The sequence below is a fragment of the Rheinheimera hassiensis genome (assembly GCF_022436675.1).
GTDB lineage: Bacteria > Pseudomonadota > Gammaproteobacteria > Enterobacterales > Alteromonadaceae > Alishewanella > Alishewanella hassiensis.
On sequence record NZ_JAKUJZ010000006.1, the window covers coordinates 247852 to 265177 of the forward strand.

Sequence of the window (17326 nt, forward strand, 5' to 3'; positions counted from 1 at the left end):
TCTAGAAAGTTGTACCAATATTGAAACTAAAGTTTTCTTGTAAGTCACCATCATATTTCTTGATGATTTTTGCCAAACTGAACGTTAACGGTCCCATTGGCGAAATCCACTGTAAAGATACACCAGCTGTTGCCCGAATCAAACTGGCATCTGAGTAATCGATCAGTTCTGGTTGATTCTGGCTGCTAACTATTTTTGTCAAGCCTGCATAGCGGTTAATATCAAACTCAGTATCCCAGACATTACCGGCATCGACAAATATACTGGTACGCACTGAATTACGATAGTCATCACTTAAAAACGGCGTCGGGGTAATCAATTCCAGCGTAGCCACTGCCATAGCGTTACCGCCAATGGAGCGTTGTGATACCTGATAACGGTCACTCTCCGGGCCGCTTGGGAACCCACCTGAGCCAGCATTAGGGTCTGGTAATCCCGGTACACTTTGGGCGTAACGGAAGATAGCGTGCGGCCCTATGATACGGCTTTCGAAACCGCGCATATTGTCACCGCCTGCATAGAAATTTTCAGTAAAGGGTAAGGTATAGTCATAACCGTTTTTCGAGCCATAACCATTGCCATAGCCTGTTTCTAACTTGCTAAGGAATGACCAGGCGTGATCGTTACTCAGCGGAATGTAATTACGCGCTTCGAACATCACTTTGTAGTACGTCAGATCTGAATTAGGCGTAGTTGCCCGTATAGTGGCACCAAGGTAATGTCCCGCTGTTGGGAATAAACCGCGGTTAAGCGTGCTTCTTGACCATCCAGCCGACAATTCATAGTTAGTGAACTTATAACCACCATCCGGATTTTGCGCATCTAATAATACACCGCGGAAGTGGCGCAGCTGATCATACTCATTAATAGAGTTAATCTTGTTTACCACATAGTTAGCGCCAAAGTTTAACCGGTTATACTCGTTTATCGGGTAACCAAAATTAGCACCAAAACCATAGCGCTGCTGGTTATACGCTTCAAGGTTAGACGAGGCGCTACTGTAATCGGTATCAGAGTAAAACACCTGCCCGCCCAGGCTAACGCCATCCAGCGTAAAATAAGGGTTGGTATAACTTGTGCTTATTGATTTCTGGTACTTATTGGTGCTTAAGCTGATACCTGCACTATTACCACTGCCGAAGAAGTTTTCTTGCTGCACGCCAATCTGAAATGACATGCCCATATAGTTGCCGTATGAAATACCAGCATTAAAGCTGCCTGATGGCTGTTCTTTAATGGTAAAACCGACATCGACCTGATCATCAATACCCGCTACCGGTGCGGTGGCAAACTCAACTGACTCAATATAGGGTAGACGCTGGATCCACTGCTTAGACGACTCCAACGCATCATTTGACAGCCAGGCCCCTTCCATCTGCCGCAGTTCACGGCGTAATACTTCATCTTTGGTATTACTGTTACCCGACATATTAATACGGCGCACATAAACGCGCTTGCCAGGGTCGACACTGATAGTTAATTCAACTTCTTTGGTGTCTTCATTGATATCCGGAATAGTGCGGACTTTAGAATTAGCATAACCAAAACGGGCTAATAGTTTGGCTATACTCTCTTCGGTGTACGTTACCAGAGCACCGTTATACAACTGGCCGTCTTTCAACGGCAATATTTGCCGGATAAATTCATCCTGACCAATTAAATCGCCGACGAATTTCACACCACTAATAGTATATTTCTCACCTTCGGTGATATTCAGAGTCACGTAAACAGACTCTTTATCCGGGCTAACAGAAACCTGTGACGAGTCAATATTAAAGCGCAGATAACCGCGGTCAAGATAGTAGCTGTTTATCTTTTCTATATCGCCTTGCAGAGTTTGCTTCTGGTAGCGATCTGAAGACAAAAAGCGCCACCAGGGTAAATCCTGCTTCGATTCGATATTGCTCAGTAGTTCTTCATCAGAGAATAGTTTATTACCCACCACGTTGATCTGGCGGACAGAAGCGGCGTCTCCTTCATCAAACTTAATCTTCAGATTAACCCGGTTACGCGGCAAATAAGTTACTTCAATTTCAACGCTGGCCTGATATTTACCTACACCGTGATAAAACTCAGTAAGACCATTCTCGATATTTTTCAGAATAGTTTTATCCAGCGGCTCACCAACTTCAATACGGTTACCTGCCAGGCTCTCATTCAGTTGGTCTTCTTTGATGTCTTTATTGCCATCAAATTCTATCGCGTTAATAGTTGGGCGTTCGCGCAAACGATAAATTACCGTATTACCATCACGCAGCACCTGAATATCATCGAAATGTCCTGCGCTGTAAAGTGTGCGGATACTGCGTGACAAATTATACTCTGTCACGGTATCACCAACGTTAAAAGGCAGATTATTCAACGCAGCGCCCAGCGCAACGCGCTGCAAACCTTCTACCTGAATATCCTGAACCGTAAATGATTCTTCAGCGAGCACCGAGTTGCTTGCCGAAGCAAGAAACATCGCAGCTACTAATCGTTTAATTGTCATTATTTGAACTACTTATGATTAGTTATTTACAAACGAGAAATATCGTTGAGCAGCGCAATTCCCATCAACATTAGCAGGATCAGCGCTCCGAACCGGAAACCTGTTTCCTGCGTCTTTTCAGAGACAGGTTTGCCTCGTATTAGTTCCACCAGCATATACATTAAGTGCCCACCATCCAGCACCGGCAATGGCAGCAAATTGATAACGCCTAAGTTAACACTTATCAGGGCTAAAAACGATAGAAATGCTACCAAACCAAGGCTTGCCGTTGTACCAGCACCTTGTGCTATTGAGATAGGGCCGCTTAAATGTTTGACAGAAACATCGCCTGTCAGCAGCTTTCCAATCATTGATACACTCAGGCGGATAAATTGCCAGGTATGGGCCGCACCGGCACCAAAGGCATCAATTACTCCATACTGGCGGGTATAAAGCACGCCTTCTGGCCAGTCACTGACTTTAGGTGTAATGCCCAGCACACCTTGGGAAAAACCATCAGCAGTAACCAACAATGTTGGCGTAACATTAATACTTAACACTGCACCGCTGCGCTCTACTTCAACAGACAGCTGTTGCTCTGCCGCGTTGCTGATTAACGCTTGTAACTGCGTCCACTGCTTAATGTCAGTACCATCTATGCGTATAATTTTATCATTTACCTGAAGCCCGGCGCGCTCTGCTGCTGAGTCTGGCGCCACCTGTGCAATTTCTGTCAGGGCTTGAGGCCGGGCTAAATTAAGCCCAAGGCTGTCAAATACGCTTTGTTTTTCAGGGTCAAACTGCCAGTCAGTTGTATTCAGTGTAACCGAGCGCTGCTGCTGCGTAACAACATCCTGCAACCCAAGCGTGATGCTACTGCTGCCAATCTGCTCTACCAACAGCAAATTCACGCTGCTGGCATCGGTGGCATTATGCTGATTTACTGAAACAATTTGTTGTTGTGGTGTAATGCCAGCCTGGGCTGCAATAGACTGCGGCGCCACACTTGCTACCACCGGGCGCATTGTTTGCACGCCAAGCATATACATTAGCCACAGCGCAAATACGGCGAAGATAAAGTTGGCGGCGGGGCCGGCGGCAATAATGGCCATGCGCTGCCAGACAGTTTTATGGTTAAACGCCAAATCTTTAAACTGCGGCAGCACCGGATCTACCCGCTCATCCAGCATCCGCACATAACCACCCAGCGGAATAGCCGCGATAACAAATTCAGTGCCTTGCTTATCACGCCAGCTTAGCAATGCTTTACCAAAACCTATAGAGAAACGCTTCACCAGCACGCCATTTTTACGCGCGACCCAAAAATGACCAAACTCATGCACAGTAATTAATACACCCAGCGCGACGATAAACGACAGCAAATTCCAAATCGCACCCGACATCAAGTTAGCTTCCTCAGTAGTGTCTGCGCATAATGGCGCGCGTCATTGTCCAGCGCCAATATATCATCCAGCGTACTGACACGAAAGTCAGCAAAATGTTCAAGGCCTTGCTCATTAACCCGGGCTATATCGGTAAAACGAATTTTTTGCGCTAAAAAAGCCGCTACAGCCTGCTCGTTTGTCGCATTAAGTGCTGTTGTTGCACCCTGACCAAAGCTGCAGGCCGCCATAGCCAGATATAGGTTCGGGTAGCGCGCTTTATCAGGTTCGGTAAAAGTAAAATCGCGCATTTGTTTAAAACTAAGTGGTGCCACCGGGCTGGCAATACGCTTTGGAAAAGCCAGTGCATGGGCAATGGGTGTGCGCATATCCGGCTGGCCTAATTGCGCCAGCACAGAGCCATCTGTGTATTGCACCATGGAGTGAATAATACTTTGCGGATGAATAACAACATCGATATCTGCCGCCTGGCAATTAAATAACCAGCGCGCTTCAATAAATTCCAGTCCTTTGTTCATCATGGTAGCACTGTCAACGGAGATCTTGTGCCCCATACTCCAGTTGGGATGCGCCACAGCCTGTGCCGGCGTAATACTGTCGAACTCAGTTAAGGGTGTGGTCAGAAAAGGGCCACCACTGCCGGTTAGTAATAACTTACTGATACCAAAATCAGCGATTTGCTGATCATGGGTATGTTGCTGTAACTGCGCAGGTAAGCATTGGAATATCGCATTATGCTCGCTGTCTATCGGCAACAAAGTGGCGCCATGGCGCTTTACTTTGCTGATAAACAACTCGCCGCTCATCACCAGAGCTTCTTTATTGGCAAGCAATACCGTTTTACCCTGCTCTACCGCCGCCAATGTTGGCAACAGCCCGGCTGAGCCCACAATAGCCGCCATTACGATATCGGCATCCGGGTGTGCCGCTAACTGGCATAAAGCGTCAATACCATCCAGCACCTCAGTGCAGCTACCAGCCAGTTTTAATTCTGTTGCCAGCTCACTGGCAGCTTTACTGTCGAGCATAGCGGCATAGCGCGGCTTTACTGCCAGACATTGCTCCAAAAGCTTATCGGTTTGCGTAGCTGCTGTCAGCGCCAGCACCTGATAATCCTGCGGATGCGCCGCCAGCACCGACAAGGTGCTGATACCGATAGAGCCAGTGGAACCCAGGATCACCACATTACGCATTAATAAAAACCGCCGTAAATGGCAACAATAATGGCAAATAGCGGGGCTGTTGCGGTTAGGCTGTCAATACGATCTAAAATACCACCGTGGCCGGGCAAAAAGGCACCACTGTCTTTCTTACCTGCAACACGTTTAAACATACTTTCGGTTAAATCACCAAATACGGATAAAATCGTCAGTAATAACGCAGCGATATACCATATACCTACCTGAGGTGGCCAGTCCTGTAAATAAGCCACCACGGTAACCACGATGGCCACTAACGCCAGGCCGCCCAGCATACCTTCAATAGTTTTACCCGGACTGACTTTAGGCAGCAACTTATGCTTACCAAAAGGTTTGCCAACGATATAGCCGCCAATATCTGCGGCCCATACCAGCAATAACAAACAACAGATCAGCCAGGCGCCGGTAAAGGTTGAGGCGTCATAATCGGTAGAGCGGATAAACATTACTGCAGCCCAGGCTGGGATCAGTGTCAGCCAGCCCATTAATGCCTTGCCCCAGTCACTTTTTGCCCATAACTTTTGGCTGCGCGGATAGCTAAGCACTAATACAATCGCCAGCAACCACCAGGTATTACCCGCTAACAGTAAACTGGTTAGCAGTACATTTGTTTCCACCGGCCAACTGACTTGTACCGGCAATTGCCAATACAACAGCGCCAGAATCATTGCTGTTAAGCCCACGTACACCCAACGTATTGCCTTGGATGGCAAACCACAAAAGCCACTCCACTCCCAGGCACCCAGTAAAAATGCCGCAGAAATAAACAGCGCAAAACCAGCCAGCGGTAAATAAAATACCGCTATTAACGCCAGTGGCGCCAGAATTAGCGCAGTAATAACCCGTTGTTTAAACAATCTCGTTATCCTTTACCCAACATCGCCAGCTGCCGGATCTGCTCTCCGGTACAGCCAAAACGACGCTCTCGGTTGACAAAGGCGGCTATCGCTTCTGAGAAAACCTGCTGATCAAAATCTGGCCAGAGCGTTTCAGTAAACCAGAATTCAGCGTAAGCGGCCTGCCACAATAAAAAATTGCTGATGCGTAAATCACCACCAGTGCGAATAAGTAAATCCAGCTCTGGTTGTTCGTGCATCTGCACCTGCTGAGCAAATGTCTGCTCGTCAATCTGATCCACAGCAAGTGTACCTTGCTGTACTTGTGTTGCCAGCGCCCGGGCCGCATTTACCATATCCCAGCGCCCGCCATAGTTGGCGGCAATATTTAGCGTTAAAGCAGTGTTCGCTGCTGTTAATTGTTCAGCTTTATCAATGTTGGCTCTTAGCTTGTCACTAAAAGCAGATAAATCCCCTACTATCTTCAGCCTGACATTATGCTTGTGCAAGGTTTTCACCTCGCTTTGCAGTACCATCAGAAACAGCTGCATGAGCGTTGACACTTCATCTTCCGGCCGGCGCCAGTTTTCACTGCTAAAAGCGAACAAGGTTAACGATTTGATACCCAGCTCGCGACAAAAACTCACACTGCGCCGAACCGCTTCCACGCCTTTTTTATGGCCCCACACCCGTGGCTTGCCCTGGCGCTGTGCCCAGCGGCCATTGCCATCCATAATGATTGCCACATGCTGCGGTAAGCTTTGCGGTTTGAGCTGCGACTCTGCAGTCATACGGTGCGACCTGTCCTTAAATTTTATAATAACCAGTCTGCTGCTGATTTACTGAATTAAGTTACAAAGAAAATACGCAAAATAGAAAAAAGCGCCGTAATGCCCAAGCGTCACGACGCTGATACGTTAACAGAAGTTATAATTAAACTTCCATTAGTTCCTTTTCTTTGTCGGCCAGTACTTCGTCAATTTTCTTAACGAAAAGATCAGTAATCTTCTGAATTTCTTCAGCTGCACGGCGCTCATCATCTTCACTGATTTCTTTATCTTTTTGCAGTGTTTTCAAATCAGCGTTGGCATCGCGGCGAATATTACGCACGGCAACACGGCCGTTTTCGGCTTCGCCACGTACCAGTTTAACCAGGCTTTTACGACGCTCTTCAGTTAAAGCCGGTAACGGCACACGAATAATAGTACCGGCAGACATCGGGTTTAACCCCAAATCTGACGCCATAATGGCTTTTTCTACTGCAGCAGTCATGCTTTTGTCAAACACGGTAATAGCCAGTGTACGGGCATCATCAATAGAGACGTTGGCTACCTGACGCAGCGGTGTATCGGTGCCATAGTAAGATACGGAAATACCATCTAATAAGCTTGGGTGAGCGCGACCGGTGCGCACTTTGGTTAACTGCACTTTAAGCGCATCAACGCTTTTTTCCATCCGTACTTTGCTGTCTGTAATAATGTCGTTAATCACGATCGGTATCCTTTTTTATTCATTGCCTGTCTTCAACACAGCGGCTCTAAAGGCGGTAGTTTACTGTAAATTTTCGGCGTGGTCGATGACTGTGCCTTCCGGCTCGCCCATAATTACCCGCTTTAATGCGCCTGCGGTGTTCATATTAAACACGCGAATTTGCAAATTATGATCCCGCGCCAGCGTAAAGGCAGCTAAATCCATCACTTTAAGCTCTTTATCCAGCACTTCGTTATAAGTCAGCTGGCTGTATAGCGTGGCAGTAGGGTCTTTTACCGGATCGGCCGAAAACACGCCATCAACTTTGGTGGCTTTTAATACAGCATCGGCTTCAATTTCAATACCGCGTAAACAGGCGGCAGAGTCGGTAGTAAAAAACGGGTTACCGGTACCGGCAGAAAAAATGACCACCCGGCCTGATTTTAATAAACTGATGGCTTCGGCCCAGCTGTAATTATCGCAAACACCGTTTAACGGAATGGCGCTCATCATCCGCGCATTCACGTAGGCACGGTGTAGGGCGTCACGCATGGCCAAGCCATTCATTACCGTAGCCAACATGCCCATATGGTCGCCCACTACACGGTTCATCCCGGCTTTGGCCAGACCTTCACCACGGAAAATATTACCACCGCCGATCACAATGCCAACCTGCACGCCCAGTTCAACCAGTTCTTTAATTTCCTGCGCCATCCGGTCCAGCACTTTGGGGTCAATACCAAAGCCCTCATCACCCATCAGGGCTTCGCCACTGAGTTTTAATAAGATCCTGCGGTAAGTTGGTTTTGGATTCGTGCTCATGAGATCCCCATAGTGCGTGGTTAATTAGGATTATTGCGGGTAAAAAAAACCGCGGCCAGGTTGTTAGACCTAAAGCCGCGGTTATTCTAGCGGGTTTTGCCAGTTTGCAGAAGAATAAATTACTTCTTGGCGGCCGCGATTTGAGCTGCAACTTCAGCTGCGAAGTCTTCTTCTTTCTTCTCGATACCTTCGCCTACTTCTAAGCGAATGAAAGAAACAGCTTTGGCACTGTTTTGCTTCAGGAAGTCACCAACAGAAACTGATGGGTCTTTCACGAATGGCTGACCGGTTAAGCTTACTTCACCAGTGAATTTGCTCATACGGCCTGCAACCATCTTCTCAGCGATTTCCTGTGGCTTGCCAGAGTTAACCGCGATGTCGATTTGAATAACACGCTCACGCTCAACAACATCAGCAGGTACGTCATCTGGTGTTAAGAAGCCTGGGTTGTTAGCAGCAATGTGCATAGCAACATCTTTAGCGATATCTTCGTTACCGCCTTCCAGCACAGCTAATACACCGATACGGCCAGAGTGCACGTAAGAGCCAATCACAGCGCCTTCAACTACCGCAGCACGACGTACGTTGATGTTTTCACCAATTTTAGCAACCAAAGTTGCACGGGTGTCTTCAACTGAAGTGCCGTTTAAATCAGCTGCTAAAATGGCTTCAGCAGTGAACAACTTGTTAGCGTGGGCTAAATCGGCAACCGCGTTAGCAAACGCCAGGAAGCTGGCATCACGCGCTACGAAGTCAGTTTCGCAGTTAAACTCGATAGCTAAACCGTAACCGTTCGCTACGCGGGTTAAAATAGTACCTTCAGCGGCAATACGGCCTGCTTTCTTGGCAGCTTTGGCCAGACCACTTTTACGCATCGCATCGATTGCAGCTTCGATATCGCCTGCAGTTTCTTCCAATGCTTTTTTACAATCCATCATGCCAGCGCCAGTGCGCTCGCGAAGTTCTTTTACTAAAGCGGCAGTTACAGCCATGGGAGCTTCCTCGTAATAATTCGGGTTGGACAAACAGGGGCCGGGGCCCCTGTCGCAATTTTGCACTGTGTTAGCGCAAGCTTAGCCTGCGCTAATGACAGAGAAATTACTCTGCTTCAACAACGAAGGCTTCGGCTTCAGCCTGAACTTCGATGTTTTTGTCACGACCTTCCAGGATAGCCTGACCTACAGCAGCCAGATATAACTGGATAGCGCGGATCGCGTCATCGTTACCTGGTACTACAAAGTCAACGCCTTTTGGATCAGAGTTGGTATCAACGATAGATACAACCGGAATACCCAGGTTGTTAGCTTCTTTGATCGCGATGTGTTCATGGTCAGCGTCGATCACGAACAGCACGTCTGGCAAGCCGCCCATGTCTTTAATACCGCCTAAGCTCTTTTCCAGCTTGTCCATTTCACGGGTACGGTCTAAAGCTTCTTTCTTGGTCAGCTTGTCGAAAGTACCGTCCTGGCTTTGCGCTTCCAGATCTTTTAAACGCTTGATTGACTGACGAACAGTTTTCCAGTTAGTCAGCATGCCACCTAACCAACGGTGGTTTACGTAGAACTGGTCAACTTTGCTTGCCGCTTCTTTGATTGCTTCAGAAGCCGCACGCTTAGTACCAACGAACAGGATTTTGCCCTTTTTCGCTGCTACTTGCTGAATGAATGCCAGTGCATCGTTCATCATAGGAACAGTTTGTTCCAGGTTGATGATATGTACTTTGTTACGCGCACCGAAAATGAATGGCTTCATTTTTGGATTCCAGTAACGGGTTTGGTGACCGAAGTGCACGCCCGCCTGGAGCATGTCGCGCATAGAAACTTTTGCCATGATTTATTTTCCTGTATAAGGGGTTAAGCCTCCATATATCCCATATGCCGACTTTGGTCTGGCTGTTGTTCAGCGCAAAGCAAAGCACCCCGGAATATGTGTCGATACATGTGTGTTTTGTTTAAATTCCGCCTATCAGCCCGCATTTATCTCTATCTAAGAACGAAAGGTTCTGCAATAAAAGACAAAGCGATTTGCTAATTTGCGGCGCGCTTTATACCATAGGCACCTTACAAACACAATCAAATGTGTATTTTTGCAGCAGTACAACGGGCCACACCGCCCCTTGGCACCAAAGAGAGAACAGGCATGACAGCAACCATCAAAACCCCGGCCGAAATTGAAAAAATGCGTGTCGCTGGCCGCCTCGCCGCCGACGTGCTGGAAATGATTGAGCCTTATGTAAAAGCCGGTGTCACTACCGATGAACTGAACACCATCTGCCACAACTATATCGTTAACGAGCAGCAGGCAATACCGGCTCCGCTGAACTACCACGGTTTTCCCAAATCTATCTGTACCTCAGTCAATCAGGTAATTTGCCACGGTATTCCAGCCGATAAAAAACTTAAAGAAGGCGATATTGTTAATATCGACATCACGGTAATTAAAGATGGTTACCACGGCGATACGTCAAAAATGTTTGTTGTCGGCAAAGCCAGCATCATGGCTGAGCGGCTTATCCGGGTTACACAAGAATGTATGTACCTTGCTTTAAAGAAAGTAAAAGACGGTGTGCGTTTGGGTGATATCGGCCATGTTATTCAGCAGCATGCTGAAAAGCACAGTTACTCAGTGGTGCGCGAATACTGCGGCCACGGCATAGGTGCAGTATTTCATGAAGACCCGCAGGTGTTACATTACGGCAAACCCGGCACCGGTGAAGTATTAAAAAGCGGTATGTGTTTGACCATAGAGCCAATGATTAACGCCGGTGCCCGCCACAGCAAATTATTAGCCGACGGTTGGACAGTGGTAACCAAAGATCGTAGTTTATCAGCTCAGTTCGAACATACTATTTTAGTCACCGATACCGGCTGTGAAATTTTAACGCTGCGCAGTGACGATACGATAGAGCGTATTCTAACCGCCGAATAAGCCCGCTATATAATGGAGTAAGCGACATGACCCAGACCGTAACCTTTAGCAAAGCGCTGCCTGACAGTTACAGTCTGGAGAGCTACAAAAAACATTTCGCTGACTTTCACGACTGGCTTGGCCGCAGTTTTTCGCAGCATCCGGTTAATGCACTGGTAAAAGCGCGCGCCCGTTTTATCGATGATGTGCTGGTACAGCTGTGGCATAAAACTGAGCTGCATAAAAGCAAAGACTTAAGCCTGATTGCAGTTGGCGGCTATGGCCGCGGCGAACTGCACCCCAGCTCTGATATCGACTTACTGATCCTGGCTGACGGCCGTTTATCCACGGCGCAACAAGATGCTATCGCCCAATTTATTACCATGCTGTGGGATTTACGCCTTGAAGTTGGCCACAGTGTACGCACGGTAAAAGAGTCGATAAAACTGGGTAAAGACGACATTACCATTGCCACTAACATGCTGGAAATGCGCCTGCTTACCGGCAACAAGCCGTTGTTTGAGCAGCTGCAGTTTGAAGTCAGTAAAGACAGTTTCTGGACCAGCCAGGCATTTTTTCAGGCCAAACGCCACGAGCAGCAACAGCGCCATGCGCAGTATCACGGCACCGCTTACAACCTTGAGCCGAACTTAAAAGCCAACCCCGGTGGCCTGCGCGATATTCAAACCATTGGCTGGGTAGCAAAGCGCCATTTTCAAACCCGCACCATGCGCGAGTTGGTAGCCTATCAGTACCTGACTGAAGATGAATATCAGGAATTGATGGAGTGTGAAGCCTATTTATGGCAAATGCGCTTTGCGCTGCATATGGAAGCCGGGCGCAACGAAAACCGTATTTTATTTGATTACCAACCGGCCGTGGCTGAACGGCTGGGCTTTGGCGCCGACGGTAAAGCTTCAGTTGAACGGATGATGAAGCGGTTTTTCCGTACCGTGCAACGGGTAAGCGAGCTAAACGAAATGCTGCTGCAACACTTCGACGGCAGCATTTTAAACCACAAAGAAAAAGTTAAAACCCTGGTACTGGATGACTACTTTGAACTGCAGGGCCATTTGATAGTGGCCCGCGACAACGCAGTATTCGCCCGGCGTGACAATCTGCTGCGGCTGTTCTGGCATATTGCCAATAACTCTAATATCACCGGCGTACATTCGTCCACCATGCGGCTGGTGCGCCAGGTGCGACGGCGTTTAATGGGCGATTTACAGGATTATGAAGCCTGCCGTCAGCTGTTTTTAGCTATTATCCGCCATCCGCGCGGCATGGATAAAGCCATTACCTTAATGCACCGCTATGGCGTGCTGGCGGCTTATTTGCCGCAGTGGCGTAATATTGTCGGCCAGATGCAGTTTGATTTATTTCATGCCTACACCGTGGATGAACATACCCATCGCCTGCTGAAAAACCTGTATAAATACACGTTAAGCGAACATGAAAGCGAGTTTCCACTGTGCAGTGATATCGTCAAAAAAATGGAAAAACCGGAATTGCTGTATTTAGCCGGTATTTTCCATGATATTGCCAAGGGCCGCGGTGGCGACCACTCCGAGCTTGGCGCCATGGACGTGCGCGAATTTGCCAAGCTGCATAAGCTTAGCGAGTTTGACAGTAAACTGATTGCCTGGCTGGTAGAGCATCACTTGCTGATGTCAGTTACCGCCCAGCGCCGTGACATTCATGACCCGGCAGTAGTTGCCGAATTTGCCGAAAAAGTACGCGACGAAACCCGGTTGAATTATCTGTACTGTCTGACTCTGGCCGATATCCGCGCCACTAACGATAATTTGTGGAATGACTGGAAAGGCTCGTTGCTGCGCGAGCTGTTTTTGGCCACGCAAAAAGCCTTTCGCCGCGGCCTGGAAAAACCAATGGACCTGCGCGACCTGATCCGCGAAAACCAAAGCGAAGCCATGCCACTGCTGCTAAAGCAAACCTTTAGCGAGAGCGAAATTTTGCAATTATGGAGCCGGATCAAAGCCGATTACTTTGCCCGCTACAGCGCGCGGCAAATTGCCTGGCACTGCGAGCATATTTTACGGCATAAAAACCCGGACGAACCGCTGGTGCTGATCAGCAAAGCGCCCATCCGCGGCGGTACTCAGGTGTTTATTTACACTAAAGATCAGCCCAAGTTATTCGCCCGTTTAGTGGCCGCATTGGATAGCAAAAAAGTAAATATTTTTGATGCACAAATCATGACCAATAAAGACGGTTATGCCATGGACACCTTTGTAGTGCTGGAGCAAAACGGCGAGCCGGTAAATTCACCGTCACGCCAACAAAGTATTAAACGTGCGTTAGAGCTGTATATTCTCGACAAACCAGACTTATCGCGGCAAAAAACCAGATTATCGCGCCAGATGCGCCAGTTTAATGTTCCGCCCAAAGTGGTATTTTTACCCGGCAATACCAGTAAACGCACCATGATTGAATTGGCAGCACTGGACACCCCTGGCTTGCTGGCTAATATCGGCGAAGTTTTTCAACGCTGCGATGTCAATATTCACGCGGCTAAAATCACCACTATTGGCGAGCGGGCAGAAGACTTTTTTATGATTTCAAATAGCGACGATCAGGCCCTGAGCAGCGAGCAACAAAGCGCGCTGAAACGGGCTTTAATCGAGCAACTATCACAGCAAACAGAAGGCTAACAAAGACAATGTCAGAGTTAAAAAGCATTATCGAACAAGCATTTGAACAACGCGCCGATATTACCCCGACCAACGTCAGCACTGATGTAAAACACGCCGTTGACAGCGTGATCAGTATGCTGGACAACGGTAGCGCGCGGGTGGCAGAAAAAATTGCCGGTGAATGGGTGGTGCATCAGTGGCTAAAAAAGGCCGTATTGCTGTCGTTTCGTATCAACGACAACCAGGTAATGGACGGCGCCGAAAACCGCTTTTTTGATAAAGTAGCAATGAAATATGCCAGCTACACTGATGAGCAATTCCGTGCTGACGGTGTACGTGTAGTGCCACCGGCTGCGGTACGCCGCGGCAGCTATGTGGCAAAAAATGTGGTACTGATGCCCTCTTATGTGAATATTGGTGCCTATGTCGGCGAAGGCACTATGGTCGACACCTGGGCTACAGTAGGTAGCTGTGCACAAATTGGTAAAAACGTGCATCTATCCGGCGGCGTCGGCATTGGAGGCGTGTTAGAGCCGTTGCAGGCTAACCCGACCATTATTGAAGATAACTGCTTTATCGGCGCCCGCTCTGAAGTAGTTGAAGGCGTGATTGTTGAAGAAGGTGCAGTGCTGTCAATGGGTGTGTATATCAGCCAGAGCACGCGTATTTATGACCGTGAAACCGGCGAAATCAGCTATGGCCGGGTGCCTGCCGGTGCTGTGGTAGTGCCTGGGACTATCCCGGCAAAAGACGGCAGCCACAGCTTATATGCCGCTATTATTGTGAAAAAAGTCGATGCACAAACCCGCGCCAAAGTAGGCATTAACGCCCTGCTGCGCAGCATAGAATAACTTACGGTTACAAAAGCAAAACGGCAGGTTACTCCTGCCGTTTTTTATTACGCTGCAACCGCTTTAGCCAATATACAGCAACACCGCGAAACTGACTAAACCCACAGCAGCAAACATACTGTACTCGAGGCGTTTTTCAAATTGCTTCTCTGAGCCCTCTGCAGCAGGTACCAACAAGGCCGAAATAAGACAGGTTAACCCTGCCAGTAAACACAGTGTGGTTACTCCAAATACCAATGCAGAACCTAACATCGCCATATATCACCCTTAGTTGCTGTTAAAACCGGTTAAACCGCGCCGCGGCAAAAAAACTGCGCGCATTCTAGCATAAAAACCCCGCTGATATGCCAGCACTCTGTTAACAGCGTTATATTCTGTTACCAAAAAACCTGAGCTAATACAGCGGAATTTAAGCCTGACACCTTATACTGCCAGCATAGCTGTTACTGGTATTCTAGCTGAGGTTTTAATGTACTACTTTTTTCGTGGTTTAACTTTGATCCATACCAAAGGTTTGAAGCGTTTTGTACTGATCCCACTGCTGATTAATCTGGTACTGTTTTCTTTAGCATTCTACATTTTATTGCAGCAGGTCAGTGCTATGGTTGCGGCTGTGCAACAGTACCTGCCTGATTGGCTGCACTGGCTGGAATATCTGCTGATCCCGCTTGGGGTGATGTCGCTGGTAATAGGTCTGGCCTACAGCTTTACCATGGTAGCCAACTTTATCGCCGCGCCTTTTAATGGCCTGCTAAGCGAGAAAGTAGAAGCGCATTTATCTGGCCGGATAATACCTGACACTGGCCTGGCAGGTTTTGTTAAAGATATACCGCGGATGCTGGCACGCGAATGGCAAAAGTTTATTTACGCCCTGCCACGTGCAATAGTGTTGTTTGTGCTGTTTTTATTTTTGCCTCTGATTGGCCCGGTATTATGGTTTTTATTTACCAGCTGGTTACTGGCGATACAGTATGCCGATTATCCATACGACAACCACAAAATTGATTTTCGTACTATGCGCGCACAATTACGCAGCCAGCCCGGCACCAGCTTCGCTTTTGGCGTTACAGTAAATATCGCCTGCATGATCCCGCTGTTTAACCTGTTTGTGATGCCCATTGCAGTATGCGGTGCCACGGCCATGTGGGTAGATAAACTGGCAGCACAAAACGACCCTGCACTGAAAGCACCGGGCGCTAAAGCCTATAACAAGCTGGATAAGTACTGTTAAGTACTGCAACCCACAGCTGGCACATCGATAACTGCCAGCTAAAAGCCATATTAACGTCTTGACACCTATACGGCTAAACATCATTATGGCTATAAATTAAGCCATAGTCGAAATCATTATGACCTATATACACGACACCATTGTTAAGCTGCAGCACAGTAGCCCTGCCCAAGCAGAGTTTTATCAGGCGGTAGAAGAAGTGTTGGATTCCTTAACAGCCATACTGGAGCATGCGCCTAAGTATCGCCAACAGGCTATTATTGAGCGTATGGTTGAGCCAGAACGGCAAATTATGTTTCGTGTACCCTGGGTAGACGATAATGGCCAGGTCCAGGTTAACAAAGGCTATCGTGTTGAGTTTAACTCAGCGCTGGGACCATACAAAGGCGGGTTGCGCTTTCATCCGTCGGTCAATGCAAGCATTATTAAATTTCTTGGTTTTGAGCAGGTATTTAAAAATGCTCTGACAGGTTTACCGATTGGCGGTGCAAAAGGAGGAGCCAATTTTGACCCTAAAGGTAGATCAGATGGCGAAATCATGCGTTTTTGCCAATCGTATATTAACGAATTGTATCGCCATATAGGCCCAACCACCGATGTGCCTGCAGGTGATATTGGCGTTGGCGCCCGCGAAATAGGTTACATGTTTGGCCAATATAAAAAGCTGGTTAACCGCTTTGACGGCGTTTTTACCGGTAAAAGTATTTTATGGGGCGGCTCACTGGGCCGTAAAGAAGCGACCGGTTATGGTTGTGTATATTTTGCCAGCTATATGCTGGCAGACCGCAAACAGGAACTTGCAGGTAAAACGTGTCTGGTATCGGGCTCCGGCAATGTGGCTATTTACACCATAGAAAAACTACACCAACTAGGCGCAACTGCCATCACCTGCTCTGACTCTGCCGGTACGCTTTATCATGCCGAAGGCATTAATTTAGCCACCCTGAAACAAATTAAAGAACGCGAGCAAGGCAGGCTAACAAGCTATCTGCAACACCATCCGGAAGCAGTGTATATCCCCTGCAGTGACTATCCAGCAGATGGCCATGCCGTATGGCGTTATAAAGCCGATTTGGCTTTCCCATGTGCCACGCAGAATGAATTAACCCAGGCCGATGCCGAAGCACTGGTTGCTAATGGCTGTTTAGCCGTTTCCGAGGGCGCCAACATGCCGTCAACTCAAGATGCAGTAGCAATATTTTTACGCCACGGGTTAGCCTATGGCCCAGGTAAAGCCGCTAATGCCGGCGGTGTCGCCACCAGCCAGCTGGAAATGGCACAAAACGCCAGCATGCTAAGCTGGAGCTTTCAGGAGGTCGATGAAAAGCTGCAGCTGATTATGCGCAATATTTATACGCGCGCCCGTGATACAGCGGCCGAGTTTGGTGAGCCGGGCAATCTGGTACTCGGTGCCAATATTGCCGGCTTTCGCCGCGTTGCCGATGCAATGATTGAGCAAGGAATCGTTTAACGGGCCACGCAG

General features: G+C 48.0%; 15 protein-coding genes. 5 read left to right on the forward strand and 10 right to left on the reverse strand.

What is annotated here, in order from left to right:
* Nucleotide 1: 1 nt before the first annotated feature.
* From bamA to rpsB, 9 genes are all read right to left on the reverse strand, one after another.
* Nucleotides 2-2491, reverse strand: coding sequence for an outer membrane protein assembly factor BamA (gene bamA, locus MJX74_RS14580; protein ID WP_240223550.1), 2490 nt, complete (start codon nt 2489-2491; stop codon nt 2-4).
* 26 nt (nt 2492-2517) lie between these two features.
* Entirely contained in the window at nt 2518-3873 is a 1356-nt protein-coding gene (rseP, locus tag MJX74_RS14585) for a sigma E protease regulator RseP (protein WP_240223552.1), read from the reverse strand.
* Complete coding sequence (gene ispC, locus MJX74_RS14590) at nt 3873-5066, reverse strand: 1-deoxy-D-xylulose-5-phosphate reductoisomerase (protein ID WP_240223554.1); 1194 nt, start codon at nt 5064-5066, stop codon at nt 3873-3875. Before ispC ends, rseP begins: the two co-directional genes overlap by 1 nt.
* Nucleotides 5066-5929, reverse strand: coding sequence for a phosphatidate cytidylyltransferase (locus tag MJX74_RS14595; protein ID WP_240223556.1), 864 nt, complete (start codon nt 5927-5929; stop codon nt 5066-5068). Before MJX74_RS14595 ends, ispC begins: the two co-directional genes overlap by 1 nt.
* 5 nt (nt 5930-5934) lie before the next feature.
* Nucleotides 5935-6747, reverse strand: a complete 813-nt coding sequence (gene uppS, locus MJX74_RS14600; RefSeq protein ID WP_420851419.1) for a polyprenyl diphosphate synthase — start codon at nt 6745-6747, stop codon at nt 5935-5937.
* 94 nt (nt 6748-6841) lie between these two features.
* Entirely contained in the window at nt 6842-7399 is a 558-nt protein-coding gene (frr, locus tag MJX74_RS14605; RefSeq protein WP_068232381.1) for a ribosome recycling factor, read from the reverse strand.
* Nucleotides 7400-7459: 60 nt separating this feature from the next.
* Nucleotides 7460-8200, reverse strand: a complete 741-nt coding sequence (pyrH, locus tag MJX74_RS14610) for a UMP kinase (RefSeq protein ID WP_068232385.1) — start codon at nt 8198-8200, stop codon at nt 7460-7462.
* Nucleotides 8201-8319: 119 nt separating this feature from the next.
* Complete coding sequence (gene tsf, locus MJX74_RS14615; protein ID WP_068232388.1) at nt 8320-9192, reverse strand: translation elongation factor Ts; 873 nt, start codon at nt 9190-9192, stop codon at nt 8320-8322.
* A 106-nt stretch (nt 9193-9298) separates the two neighbouring features.
* Complete coding sequence (rpsB, locus tag MJX74_RS14620) at nt 9299-10030, reverse strand: 30S ribosomal protein S2 (protein ID WP_173500898.1); 732 nt, start codon at nt 10028-10030, stop codon at nt 9299-9301.
* Between the two features lie 309 nt (nt 10031-10339).
* On the opposite strand from rpsB, the gene map reads away from it, so the two are divergent.
* From map to dapD, 3 genes are read left to right on the forward strand one after another with little or no spacing between them, the layout of a single operon-like run.
* Complete coding sequence (gene map / locus MJX74_RS14625; RefSeq protein WP_240223560.1) at nt 10340-11128, forward strand: type I methionyl aminopeptidase; 789 nt, start codon at nt 10340-10342, stop codon at nt 11126-11128.
* 26 nt (nt 11129-11154) lie between these two features.
* On the forward strand, nt 11155-13779 hold the full coding sequence (gene glnD, locus MJX74_RS14630; RefSeq protein WP_240223562.1) for a bifunctional uridylyltransferase/uridylyl-removing protein GlnD: 2625 nt from the start codon (nt 11155-11157) through the stop codon (nt 13777-13779).
* 8 nt (nt 13780-13787) lie between these two features.
* Nucleotides 13788-14612, forward strand: coding sequence for a 2,3,4,5-tetrahydropyridine-2,6-dicarboxylate N-succinyltransferase (gene dapD, locus MJX74_RS14635; protein WP_240223564.1), 825 nt, complete (start codon nt 13788-13790; stop codon nt 14610-14612).
* A 63-nt stretch (nt 14613-14675) separates the two neighbouring features.
* Here the strand turns inward: dapD and MJX74_RS14640 are convergent, their stop codons facing one another.
* Nucleotides 14676-14870 (reverse strand): hypothetical protein, encoded by a 195-nt coding sequence (locus MJX74_RS14640; RefSeq protein ID WP_068232402.1) that lies wholly within the window; start codon nt 14868-14870, stop codon nt 14676-14678.
* A gap of 211 nt (nt 14871-15081) precedes the next feature.
* On the opposite strand from MJX74_RS14640, the gene cysZ reads away from it, so the two are divergent.
* Both cysZ and gdhA read left to right on the forward strand, forming a co-directional pair.
* Complete coding sequence (gene cysZ, locus MJX74_RS14645; RefSeq protein ID WP_240223566.1) at nt 15082-15843, forward strand: sulfate transporter CysZ; 762 nt, start codon at nt 15082-15084, stop codon at nt 15841-15843.
* Between the two features lie 118 nt (nt 15844-15961).
* The gene (gdhA, locus tag MJX74_RS14650; RefSeq protein ID WP_240223568.1) at nt 15962-17314 is read left to right on the forward strand and encodes an NADP-specific glutamate dehydrogenase; all 1353 of its coding nucleotides are present in this window, start codon (nt 15962-15964) and stop codon (nt 17312-17314) included.
* The last annotated feature ends 12 nt before the right edge of the window (nt 17315-17326 follow it).